Consider the following 11,343-nt stretch of genomic DNA (forward strand, 5'->3'; position numbering starts at 1 on the left):
CAAACACAATTGATGATACAAAAATTAAATCTTTTTCAAGAAAGCTAAATAAAACTTTTAACTTTTAAAACGTTTTGAAAACAGATATCGACATTCAGAATCACAGTCATTTTTCCTTTGACTTATGGCTTACCTTAATCAAATCTCACCCCGAATTCAAAGCAAAAAGAGTTGAGCTTTTCTCATCATTTTTTGATGTGGAAAAACCTATTGATGAAGTGGCGAAAGTCGTAAAATATTACGATGATCTCTGCAACTCCATTAATGAAGTTATTGGTGGAAATGTGGACACTTTTGAGATTTATTTACTGATTTTAGGTGCTTTAGATGTGGATTTAAAGCAATTAAACAGAGAGAAATTAAACGAATTCTATTTAAAAAGTGAAGAACTATTTTTGGAATATAGGCCGGTTGTGATTTTCGAAAATTTACATGATTTTTTTGATGAAATTAAAAACCAGGGCAAAACGATAAATATCCTGAGCAATACCGGTTTTATCAAGGGAACAACAATGAGAAAATTTTTGGTTGGAGAAAATCTTGATCAGTACATTGATTTCCATATCTATTCAGATGAGATTAATTGTTCAAAACCTAATCCGCAGATCTTTCAGGAGGTCAAAAATCTGATTAAAAATCGAGATTTAGCAATGGATCAGATTTTACACATCGGTGACAACCCGATTGCCGATTACAAAGGCGCAAAAGACTTTGGTTTTAATGCTCACTTACTTAAACACCAAATATAATATGAATAAAAGATACAGCTTACACCACATTCATTCGGCGGATAAGTTCACTTTTTCACCCGCAGAATACAGCTATTTTAAGTATGGCGATAAGTCGTATGCAGAGAAATTTGCGAAAGAATTGTTTGAAGGATTTATTTCCGGGCACGAAGAAATTTTAAATACGGATAAAGAAATTGTGGTTTTGCCAAGCCCGTACATGGCAATTCCTACGGCTTCTAATTTTTTATGTTTTTACTTTAAAAAGCAGCTGGATTATTATTTATTTCAAAAAGGAAAAAAATCCAGCATTTTATCAAAGATTAACAGAAATCATACTTATACAACAGATTATGGAAATCTGAGTTTTGAAGACCGTAAAAATTTGATAGCCAATGATACTTATTATCTTGATAAAGACTTTTTAAAGGGAAAACTTTGTATTTTTATAGACGATATCAAAATCACGGGAAGTCATGAGTACACTGTGAATAAAATTTTAAAGCAATATAACGTTGAAGGCGAATTTTTATTCATGTATTATGCAGAATTGATGAATTTTGATATTGACCCGAAGATTGAAAACTATTTTAATTATTATGCAGTGAAAAATATAGAACACATTGCAGAAGTAATGGTAAGGCCAAGTTTTCAGTTTAATACAAGGATTGTAAAATATATTTTAGGCCTGGAATCAAGTAATTTTGAATATCTTTCGTCTAAAGTAAAAAAGGAACAGATGGAACATCTTCTGGAACTGGCGATCAGTAACAATTATCATTTAATAAAAGAATACGAAAATAACATTAATACATTAACGCAAACTGAATTATATTATGGCTATTAACTTACAGAAAGGACAGAGAGAAAATATAAATGCACCAAAATTCACAGTGGGTTTAGGTTGGGATATCAACAATACATCAACGGGAACCGCTTTTGATCTGGATGCATCTTTATTTTTGTTGGGTGAAAATAAAAAGTTAGTTTCTGATAATCACTTTATATTTTACAACAATCTTGAATCTCCGGACAAAGCAGTGATCCACTCGGGTGATAATTTGACGGGTGACGGTGCAGGAGATGATGAACAGATTAAAATTGATTTAACTAAAATAGACCCTGCAGTAGCGGAAATTACAGTGGTAGTAACAATCCACGATGCAGACGCAAGAAAGCAGAACTTCGGGCAGGTAAGAAATTCTTTCATCAGAATCTTCAATACAGATACGAATGAAGAGCTTTTAAAGTATGAATTAGACGAAGATTTCTCCATCGAAACAGCAGTAGAATTCGGAAGAATCTACAACAGAAACGGAGAATGGAAATTCGAAGCAGTAGGATCAGGACAGAGAGAAGGTCTTGAGAAATTTGTATCAATTTATCAATAATTATTATGGATAACCAATCTAATCAACCCATTGACCCGCTTCAGCCTATTGAGCCTCTTAAAACCTTTGAACCAGCCCAACCGAGCCAGCCGGCTCAGGGAACAGCTCCGGTTCTTGTGGATAGAGACGGAAATGTAAATCTAAACCAATTACAGGTAGAAGAGCGTCAGAAATATGAAGCGATGGCGAATGCTATCGACGAAACAAACCCTGGATCTATCGTGAATTTCGGGGCAGACCTTCAGAAAACTTTGGCCAACCAGAGTGACAGTTTCTTAGGAAATGTAAGAAGATCAAATTCCGGTGAAGTAGGAGAATTGATTAATAATTTATTAGTCGAATTAAACTATGTGGACGTTGATGAAATCAACAACAAAAATCCTGTAAAAGGTTTTTTAAGCAGATTGCCTTTTATGAAGAAAATGATGACGCAGGTAGAAAATCTTTTCGCTAAATATGATAAAATCGTTAATAATATTGACCAGATTTCGCATAAAGTAAACGCAGGAATTATCACTTCTTCTAAAGATAATGCTGTTCTACAGACGATTTTTGACAGCAATATAAATTCCATCAAGCAAATTGAAGATCTTGTGATTGCAGGAAATTTAAGAATGGAAAAAGCAGCTCAGGAATTGGCGGAAATGGAAACAAATCCTCAAAGCTATGCTGATTATCAGATTGCAGACAAGAGAGATTTCATTGCAAGGCTGGACAGGAGGTTGGCAGATCTTAAAGTCGTTCGTCTGATCATGATGCAGTCTCTTCCGCAGATCAGATTGGTGCAGAATAACAACGTTTCGATTGCTGAAAAAGCGCAGACGATTTTAACAACAACATTACCGGTTTGGAAAAACCAGCTTTCTCTGGCGGTTGCGATGCACAGACAGCAGCAGAATATTGAAATTCAGCAGAAAGTATCTTCTACAACAGAAGAAATTTTGAGAAAAAATGCAGAACGTTTGGGTCAGAATTCAAGAAATGTTGCCAAAGCGAACGAACAAACCATTGTGTCTGCCGAAACATTGAGAGAAACAACAACTATGTTGATCAATACGTTGAATGAAGTAAAACAGATTCAAAAACAAGGCGCGGAAAACAGAAGAAAGCTGGATCAGGATCTTCAGACATTGGAACATGAATTAAAAGCAAATATCAGAAGTTAATACAGTACAAAGGTGGATGATGAAGCTGTAAGCATACTATCTCAAAGTAAAAGAAGGTTAACAAAACTTAAGCTTCTTTCGAATTTTTTTGAAAATGTTGATATCATTTCGATTTACATCAAAACGGATATCATACACAAGCTTTTTGAAGAAAATAAGACTTTAGATTACAATAAATTAGAGCTTTTTCACCTTCAGTACACCGACAGTTTAATAGAATTGCTTACCAAGATAAAAAAGAAAAAGGAAAACGATCTATTAGCTGTTATTAACGAGATTAATATTAATAATCAATACATTGAGGCTTTCGAGGAAAGGAAAGTCGATAGTTTTGAAACGGACAGGAAAATCTACAGCGGTATATTTTCCCAGCATTTGAGGAATCTGTATAAAGATCTTACGGAGGATAAATTTACCCTGAACTGGAATGATGTTTTGTATTTTCAAAAAAGATACGCCGCAGAATTCTACAGGACGGAAGCAGATGAAAGCAAATTAAAAGCGCATCCGGTTCCATCTTATCAGTATCAGGATTATTCGATTGAAAGAAAATTGTTGGGTAAGCTGAATATACAGCAGTTTAAAGTTCGTTTTGTGTGTGGATATAGAATTGACAGGAATGAATATGAATTGTTTAAGATTTTTCAGTCTAATGAACATTTTATATTTAATGTTGAGGAAAAACGAATGTATTTAATTGATGATGAATTATCTTATTTAAATACTTCCGAAAATGAATCCAATCAGATTTCGATCATCAATCAATTGAAAAGAAAGAATGAAGAGCTGGAAGAAACCATTCACGAGAGAAAACGGAAGCTGCCCGATGATGTAGAAGCTGTTTTAAAAGACTATCTTCGAAACCTGGAAAGTATTGATATAATGAGTAAAATATTCGATGTCAATGAGGAAACAAATATCCTCCGCGCGATGTTGAATTTAAATTTAAATAATTAACGAAATATATAACAATAAACATAAAAAGATGGCTATTAATTTACAGAAAGGTCAAAGAATTAACCTTACGAAGGAAAACGGGACAGCTCTTACACAGGCTTGTGTGGGAATCAACTGGGGAGCAATCGAGAAAAAAGGTTTTTTCGGTGGAGTTACGAGGGAAGCGGTGGATTTGGATGGAAGCTGTATTTTATATGATTCCAACAAGAATGCGACTGAAATCATTTATTTTGGAAACCTTAAATCTAAAAACGGTTCTGTAAGACACAGCGGCGATGATTTAACAGGTGATGTGAATGGTGACGACGGTCTTGATAACGAAGTAATCACAGTGGATTTCAGCAATCTTGAACCCAGTGTAGAACACGTTGCTTTGGTTTTGAATAGCTATAAAGGCCAGGATTTTGGGACAATTCCTTTTGCATCGATCAGAATCTATGAAGGAACTCCAACGAATGTAAGAGAAGTTTTTGCAAAGTACGACATTGCAAACGACGCATCTTTCAAAGGCCATGTTGCGATGGTAATGGGAGTTTTCTACAAGAGAAACAACGAGTGGAAATTCAACGCAATTGGTGACCCTACAAAAGACAAAAAATTACAGGAAACAATTGAAACTGTAAAAAATAATTATTTATAAATCGAATATCAATAAGTGCAGGCTTTAGCCAAAACTTATTACCGTATTGGATTTTAAAAATATAAATTAAACCGGCAATAATTGTACATCGTGCAGCTATTGCTTTATCATATAATAACACATACAAAAGTGGGACAAAATACTAGTATTTTAGATCTTCATCCAGGGTTGGTTTGGGGATTTGCGATAACGGTCGTTATCATGTTGCTCCTGGATTTAGGGGTTTTTAACAAAAAAAGTCATGAAGTTTCTTCCAAAGAAGCTACTATCTGGTCAATTGTCTGGATCTCGCTGTCAATGGTTTTTTCGGGCGTCGTGTATTGGGTTTACAATTCAGACTTAGGCCCGGACAGTCATGCGATTGCGGTGGAAAAATTCACGCAGTACCAGGCAGCTTACTGGATTGAGAAGGCGCTCTCGGTGGATAATTTATTTGTATTTATCCTCGTTTTTGGCTTCTTTAAAGTTCCTAAGCATCTGCATCACAAGGTTCTTTTCTGGGGAATTATTGGAGCGTTGGTTTTCAGGGCGATCTTTATTTTTGCGGGAGTTGGGCTTATCAACCTTACTTATCTTCCTGAAATGAACGTTTTCGGACACCCGGTTAAAATCAATATCGTAATGACTCTCTTTGGATTATTCCTTGTCTATGCCGGAATTAAATCCTGGGGTGAAGGTGAAGAAGATGATAATGAAGACTTTGGTGATACACCCGGAGCAAAGCTTGTAAAAAGATTCTGGAAAGTTTCGGATAATTATGATGGTGATAAGTTTTTCACTATCCAGAACGGAATCAAAATGGCAACACCACTATTGGTTGTGGTTGCTGTAATTGAGTTTACAGACGTACTTTTCGCGGTAGACTCCATTCCTGCGATCTTTGCGATTTCAAATGACCCGTTTATCCTTTATACATCGAATATTTTCGCGATTTTAGGGCTTAGATCATTGTACTTCTTACTTGCAAATTTCATTCACATGTTCAGCAAGCTTCCTTATGGTTTGGCAATTATCCTTGCTTTTATTGGAGTTAAAATGTTAATTGCACCGTGGATCCATATTCCATCGCCTATTTCATTAGGAATTGTGGGAGGAGTATTGGTAATTTCGGTTCTTTTATCTGTGATGTTCCCGGAAAAAGTAACCGGCGATAATGAAAAAGATAAAATAGAAGATTAAATCAAAAATAAACAGAAAGGCTTTACAATTGTAGAGCCTTTTTTATTTAAAATTAAAAGTTCACATGACTCATAACTCATAATTAATAACTCATAACTCAACTTTACCTGTATTTCAAAAGCTTATTGATTTTAAGCCTTGTCTGCATCGAAACCTTATACGCTTCATCACGCAGTTTCTGGATTTTTCCTACAGGCTGAAAGAAAGGTTTACTGTCGAAAGGATTAAATGAAAGCAGTTCGTTTTCACAGGCATTTGGGTTCAAAAGGGAATTTTTTTCAATCTTTATTTCACCAATTTTAAGATATGGAGAATTTTTCCATTCAACATTCAGCTGATTGATTGGCTGATTTTTTTCATCATAACAAATTTGTATTAAAACATCTGCAGTAAAATCATTATTTTGTAAATAATTTTCAAGAGCATCCTTTACCTTTAATTTCTTTCCAAAATTTCTGTCAACAGAGTTTGGCTTAAGTTTAATTTTTATCATAAAATCCCCAAGACGGTAAACTCCAACTGAATGATAATTAAATGATAAAATAAAATCGTTTCTTTTTCTCCAAAGCTTAAAAATATTCTTTAAAAAAGATCCTGTAAAAGTGGAAGGAATAACTTTTATAATCTGAAGCATCAACGAAAATGAGCTCCATTTTTTTACAAAAAACCTATTAACGGAAGTAAATAACTTCAGGAAAGTACTCACAGAATTTATCGGGAATAATGGAAAATTAACCAATGGAAAGTTGGCGATCAGATCTCCGTTTTCATCTTTTATTTTCACTGCAAAACCATAAGCGGGAATATCTTTTTTGCCTCTGTTGATTTTAAGATGTGCATTAGAAAACCGGATAATCAAATCATATTTTTCTTTATCAAAAAACGGCTGCAGCTCTTCCGGAACTTTCTTATCGATTAAAAATTCACCCTTTGAAACGGCATATGTTTTTGCGTGAGCATTTCGGGTTGCATAATTCACATCACTCACGGAAGGCGACTGTTCAACAAAATCGGCAATACTTTTTTTGTTGATTTCAAGGAGTTCTTTTTCCTCATCGGTCAGCGCATCAAATTTCTTATTATATTTTAGTGGACTTGGCATTTAATTTTTAAATTCAATTATAACGCCAAGTTTCCGAATTGCTATTAATTTAATATTAATGATATTTGAACTTTTTAAAAGATGGAAGTTGGAAGTCAGAAGTTTGCAAGTTTAATGTGTTAAAAATAAAATATTTAAATAATTTAACCGGTTCTCTTTTATCTCCCAGCCTCCATCTTCCCGCCCAAAAATCCTATCTTTGTAAAAAATATAATTATGGGAGTAGCAGATATGTTATTTAAACGTAAAAAAGAATTGGCAGAAAAAAACCTGAATGACGGTAAAGAATATATGGAAGAATATGGCAAAAGAGAAAGTGTGGTTACTTTGCCGAGCGGTTTGCAATACGAAATCATCACGGAAGGCAACGGTGAAAAGCCGGGACCAAAATCTACCGTAAAATGCCATTATCACGGAACTACAATTTCGGGAAAAGTTTTTGACAGCTCCGTAAAAAGAGGAACACCTGCATCTTTCCCTCTGAACAGGGTAATTGCAGGATGGACAGAAGCTCTTCAGCTAATGCCTGTAGGCAGCAAATGGAGATTAATTATCCCTCCGCATCTGGCTTACGGCGATCAACAAATCAGCAAAGAAATCGGACCAAACAGTACGCTTGTTTTCGAAGTGGAATTGTTGGAAATAAAATAAGAATAACTTAAAACAGTTTAAAATTTACTCGGCATCGGGTAAATTTTTTAAATTTAATTGTAATTATTTTTGTTACATTTAAAAATTTGTTATCTTTGCAACATAATAAGATGAACAACACAAGATTTGCTACGGCAATACATATCATGACCCTATTGGCACAAAGTCCCCATGAATGGCTGACTTCCGAATGGATTGCAGGTAGTATTAACGTAAATCCCGTGATTGTCCGTAAAGAAATGAGTGTTCTAAAACAAGCGGGTCTTATTATAAGCAGACAAGGAAAGGAAGGAGGATGCCAATTGGCGAAAAATGCTGATGTAATAAGTATTTCGGATATTTATTTAGCAATAAAAAACACAGAAGTTTTAGGAAAAAAAAATAATAACCCAAATCCAGCTTGTAGCGTTGGGAAAGAGATCAACAATCATCTAAATACATTATTTTCTGAAACAGATAAGTTGGTTTTAAAGTTTTTAAGTAATAAATCATTGAAAGAATTCAGTGATCAGTTCAAATAAAATTTTTTTAATCATAAATGTAACAAATATTATTACAATTAATTTAAATAAAAAAATATGAAAAAAGTAGCAGTAATCGGTGCGACAGGATTTGTGGGAACAGAGGTAGTAAATGAATTATTAAACAGGGGCTATGAAGTGGAAGCGATCGTAAGGGATGCCTCAAAAGTTCAACAGAAAGACAAAGTAACGGCAAAAAGTGTTGATGTAAACAATATTGATGAATTGGCTGGTGCTTTACAGGGAACTGATGCCGTAATCAGTGCATTCAATGCAGGCTGGACAAATCCGAATTTGTATGAAGATTTCTTAAATGGTTCTATTAATATTGAGAAAGCAGTTGAGAAATCGGGTGTTAAAAGATTGATTACCGTTGGAGGAGCGGGAAGTCTTTACATCGACGGAAATCAATTGGTAGATTCCCCGGAATTCCCTGCAGAATACAAGCCCGGAGCAACAGCAGCAAGGGATTATCTGAATAAAATTAAAGAGAATAAAACCTTAGACTGGACTTTTTTCAGTCCCGCCATCGAAATGAATGCCGGAAATCCCGGCGAAAGAACCGGAAAATACAGAACAGCTCTGGAAAGTCCCGTGTTTGATGATAATGGAAGAAGTGTACTTTCTGTAGAAGATGTTGCAGTGGCTCTGGTAGATGAATTGGAGCAAAATAATCATATTCGCCAGCGTTTTACCGCGGCTTACTAATTTCAAGATATTTAAAAAGTTTCGGCGGCACCAAAGGTGCCGCCGAAACTGAAATCAAACGAAAGTCCCTGAATAAGTTTTATGTAATGACGACTTTTTCAGGGGCTTTCTGGTGATACGGATAACATTTTTTGATATAAAATAGATTATGACAGCTAAAATTCACGAAAAATATGATTTGTAACAAATTAAGCTTAAGGGCTACTCATTATCAAAATACAAAAAATGAAAATAAAGTTTTCCATACTATTGATGTGTTTGATGATTTTTGCCAATGCGCAGACAGTTGATAAAAATGTAAACCGTTTCTTTTATAAACATACATTTAAGCCTAAGAAAGATTCAGCAACTTTAGATTCGGCAATTGCTATTCTGGATATTAATGAGAAAAAGTCGATTTATAAAGATTATACCTTTTCCTTAGTAAAAGAAGATACAATTCTGCAATCAGAGCTGAAAAAAATAGAGAGAACAAAAGAATTTCCAGATTTTGCAAAAATTATAAAGAAGCCTAAATTCACCTATGAAATTGTAAAAATTTATCCTCAGATGAAACAACAGTTTATAGATGATATAAGCATGGAGGGACAATATGGTTATGAAAGTAATTTGAAATTTAAGTGGGATATTTTACCTGAAAATGAGGTAATAGGCGAATACAAAGTCCAAAAGGCAACTACAGAATTCGGAGGTAGAAAATGGGTAGCTTGGTTTAGTAAAGATATACCTTTTCAAGATGGACCTTATAAGTTTTGCGGACTTCCTGGTTTGATAGTGAAGATAGAAGATTCAGAAAAAAACTATGCATGGACATTAATGGGGAATAAAAAAGTTGAAGATGAATGGAGAAAACAAAGTCCAGTTAAAATAGTGACAAAAGAGCGTTTTGATAAAGCACAAAATGAATTTAAAGCTAATCCTCTCAAAGAACAGATGGCAGAAATTCAACAAGTACCTTCTGAATTATTAAATACGATGAAGATGCCGGGATCTAACAGTACAATAGGGGAATATCTTAAAAAACAGGAAAACTTTGTTAAGGAAATCTATAATAGAATTGATAATCCGATTGAAAAACAATAAGTAAAGACGTAAACTATTTTTCTTACTATCATTTATCAGCATTTCTAACAGGCTTTCTACGTTTTACCGCGGTCTATTAATTTCTAAAGATATTTAAAAAGTTTCGGCGGCACCAAAGGTGCCGCCGAAACTTCTATATCAATTTAATTCTTTTAAAGATTCATAAACAGCTTCGGGTTCACTGGAGTATTGTTTTTGTGTACTTCATAATGAAGATGCGGACCAGTAGAACGTCCGGAATTCCCTGATTTTGCAATAGTTTGCCCAACTTTCACTTTATCATTCGCCTTTACAACAAGCTGAGATAAATGCCCGTAAAGCGTTGCCAATCCATTTCCGTGAGAAACAATCACACAATTTCCGTAACCGCCTTTTTGTCCTGAGAAAATTACGGTTCCGGCGGCGGCGGCCCTTACGTCAGATCCGAAAGGAACAGCAATATCCAATCCTTTATGGAATTGCATCTGATCAGCTTCCGCAGGTGGATTGTTTTTTTCCGCAGGTTTATTGGAAGTATTAGTAGCAACAGCTTTTGTTGTTGAATTTGCAGTTGGAGCAGGAGCAGCCGGTGTCGGATTTGCTTTTGGTGTTACCATTACCTTTACCTGTCTCTTTTCTCCATAGCTGTCGGTTATTTCTATGAATTTTTCTACCGGTTCAGCTTTTACTTCCGGTTTCGGAGCAGCGGCAACAGCGACCGGCTTGGATTCCGCAGTAGTATTTGATTTTACAGATGCAAAAACGGTTTTAAACGGAATCGGGTTCTTTCTCACTCCGAAATTGGATGATATATATCCGTCAGTCGGCATTCCCAAAGGAACCTGCATCAGCTTATTTTGAAGATCCATCAGATACTGGCTGTATCGGTTTGCTTGTTTTGCCAGATAAACGGAATTTGAAATACTGTCCTGGCTCAAAGCCATTATTTTCTCGCTGGAAACATCTTTAGATTTTAGGAAAGAGTTCAGCTGAGCTACAGTCTGATCCACTAAAGTAAGATCTGTTTTCATTTTTAAGTAATCCACACTGTCTCTTTCAGTGTTTATTTTTACAAGATTTACCTCATAGCTCTTGTCATCTTTTGAAGAGTACAGCTTTGCTATGAAAATGGCTTGTGCAAAAACTACTAGTAAAAGCCCTCCTAGAAGGAGATTTACGTTCCTTTTGCTGCTTAGAAATTTCTTCATATTTCTTCTCTTAGTATAATTACAAAACGG

13 protein-coding genes are annotated in these 11,343 nt (G+C 35.0%); 11 read left to right on the plus strand and 2 right to left on the minus strand.

Annotated elements, in window-relative coordinates:
* Positions 1-74: 74 nt before the first annotated feature.
* The 7 genes from ATE47_RS00700 (at position 75) to ATE47_RS00730 (ending at position 6,061) form a co-directional block, all read left to right on the plus strand.
* Complete coding sequence (locus ATE47_RS00700) at positions 75-749, plus strand: HAD family hydrolase (protein WP_062160155.1); 675 nt, start codon at positions 75-77, stop codon at positions 747-749.
* A gap of 1 nt (position 750) precedes the next feature.
* On the plus strand, positions 751-1,575 hold the full coding sequence (locus tag ATE47_RS00705) for a phosphoribosyltransferase family protein (protein ID WP_062160156.1): 825 nt from the start codon (positions 751-753) through the stop codon (positions 1,573-1,575).
* Positions 1,565-2,119: a TerD family protein gene (locus ATE47_RS00710; RefSeq protein WP_062160157.1), complete on the plus strand. Its 555-nt coding sequence runs from the start codon at positions 1,565-1,567 to the stop codon at positions 2,117-2,119. The genes ATE47_RS00705 and ATE47_RS00710 overlap by 11 nt, the downstream gene beginning before the upstream one ends.
* A gap of 5 nt (positions 2,120-2,124) precedes the next feature.
* A complete protein-coding gene (locus ATE47_RS00715; protein WP_181898048.1) occupies positions 2,125-3,285 on the plus strand; it encodes a toxic anion resistance protein in 1,161 nt (386 codons plus the stop codon).
* 12 nt (positions 3,286-3,297) lie between these two features.
* The gene (locus tag ATE47_RS00720) at positions 3,298-4,242 is read left to right on the plus strand and encodes a hypothetical protein (protein WP_062160158.1); all 945 of its coding nucleotides are present in this window, start codon (positions 3,298-3,300) and stop codon (positions 4,240-4,242) included.
* Positions 4,243-4,270: 28 nt separating this feature from the next.
* Complete coding sequence (locus tag ATE47_RS00725) at positions 4,271-4,882, plus strand: TerD family protein (protein ID WP_062160159.1); 612 nt, start codon at positions 4,271-4,273, stop codon at positions 4,880-4,882.
* Positions 4,883-5,011: 129 nt separating this feature from the next.
* Positions 5,012-6,061: a TerC family protein gene (locus ATE47_RS00730; protein ID WP_062160160.1), complete on the plus strand. Its 1,050-nt coding sequence runs from the start codon at positions 5,012-5,014 to the stop codon at positions 6,059-6,061.
* Positions 6,062-6,164: 103 nt separating this feature from the next.
* Here the strand turns inward: ATE47_RS00730 and ATE47_RS00735 are convergent, their stop codons facing one another.
* The gene (locus ATE47_RS00735) at positions 6,165-7,163 is read right to left on the minus strand and encodes a catalase (protein ID WP_062160161.1); all 999 of its coding nucleotides are present in this window, start codon (positions 7,161-7,163) and stop codon (positions 6,165-6,167) included.
* Positions 7,164-7,379: 216 nt separating this feature from the next.
* On the opposite strand from ATE47_RS00735, the gene ATE47_RS00740 reads away from it, so the two are divergent.
* The 4 genes from ATE47_RS00740 to ATE47_RS00755 all read left to right on the plus strand — a co-directional run bounded on the left by ATE47_RS00740 (position 7,380) and on the right by ATE47_RS00755 (position 10,126).
* On the plus strand, positions 7,380-7,814 hold the full coding sequence (locus ATE47_RS00740) for an FKBP-type peptidyl-prolyl cis-trans isomerase (protein ID WP_062160162.1): 435 nt from the start codon (positions 7,380-7,382) through the stop codon (positions 7,812-7,814).
* 110 nt (positions 7,815-7,924) lie between these two features.
* Entirely contained in the window at positions 7,925-8,335 is a 411-nt protein-coding gene (locus ATE47_RS00745; protein WP_062160163.1) for an Rrf2 family transcriptional regulator, read from the plus strand.
* A gap of 57 nt (positions 8,336-8,392) precedes the next feature.
* Positions 8,393-9,043 carry an NAD(P)-dependent oxidoreductase gene (locus ATE47_RS00750; protein WP_062160164.1) on the plus strand — a complete coding sequence of 217 codons (651 nt, stop codon included), beginning with the start codon at positions 8,393-8,395 and terminating at the stop codon, positions 9,041-9,043.
* A 225-nt stretch (positions 9,044-9,268) separates the two neighbouring features.
* Positions 9,269-10,126: a GLPGLI family protein gene (locus tag ATE47_RS00755; RefSeq protein ID WP_082632447.1), complete on the plus strand. Its 858-nt coding sequence runs from the start codon at positions 9,269-9,271 to the stop codon at positions 10,124-10,126.
* Positions 10,127-10,278: 152 nt separating this feature from the next.
* Here the strand turns inward: ATE47_RS00755 and ATE47_RS00760 are convergent, their stop codons facing one another.
* Positions 10,279-11,313, minus strand: a complete 1,035-nt coding sequence (locus ATE47_RS00760; protein WP_062160166.1) for a M23 family metallopeptidase — start codon at positions 11,311-11,313, stop codon at positions 10,279-10,281.
* Positions 11,314-11,343: the final 30 nt, after the last annotated feature.

This window comes from Chryseobacterium sp. IHB B 17019, from assembly GCF_001456155.1.
Taxonomy (GTDB): Bacteria; Bacteroidota; Bacteroidia; order Flavobacteriales; family Weeksellaceae; genus Chryseobacterium.

Bases quoted from the DNA above. Each gene is read 5' to 3' on its own strand.
- ATE47_RS00705 (WP_062160156.1), top strand. From the start codon at position 751: ATGAATAAAAGATACAGCTTACACCACATTCATTCGGCGGATAAGTTC.
- ATE47_RS00710 (WP_062160157.1), top strand. From the start codon at position 1,565: ATGGCTATTAACTTACAGAAAGGACAGAGAGAAAATATAAATGCACCA.
- ATE47_RS00715 (WP_181898048.1), top strand. From the start codon at position 2,125: ATGGATAACCAATCTAATCAACCCATTGACCCGCTTCAGCCTATTGAG.
- ATE47_RS00725 (WP_062160159.1), top strand. From the start codon at position 4,271: ATGGCTATTAATTTACAGAAAGGTCAAAGAATTAACCTTACGAAGGAA.
- ATE47_RS00735 (WP_062160161.1), bottom strand. From the start codon at position 7,163: ATGCCAAGTCCACTAAAATATAATAAGAAATTTGATGCGCTGACCGAT.
- ATE47_RS00740 (WP_062160162.1), top strand. From the start codon at position 7,380: ATGGGAGTAGCAGATATGTTATTTAAACGTAAAAAAGAATTGGCAGAA.
- ATE47_RS00745 (WP_062160163.1), top strand. From the start codon at position 7,925: ATGAACAACACAAGATTTGCTACGGCAATACATATCATGACCCTATTG.
- ATE47_RS00750 (WP_062160164.1), top strand. From the start codon at position 8,393: ATGAAAAAAGTAGCAGTAATCGGTGCGACAGGATTTGTGGGAACAGAG.
- ATE47_RS00755 (WP_082632447.1), top strand. From the start codon at position 9,269: ATGAAAATAAAGTTTTCCATACTATTGATGTGTTTGATGATTTTTGCC.
- ATE47_RS00760 (WP_062160166.1), bottom strand. From the start codon at position 11,313: ATGAAGAAATTTCTAAGCAGCAAAAGGAACGTAAATCTCCTTCTAGGA.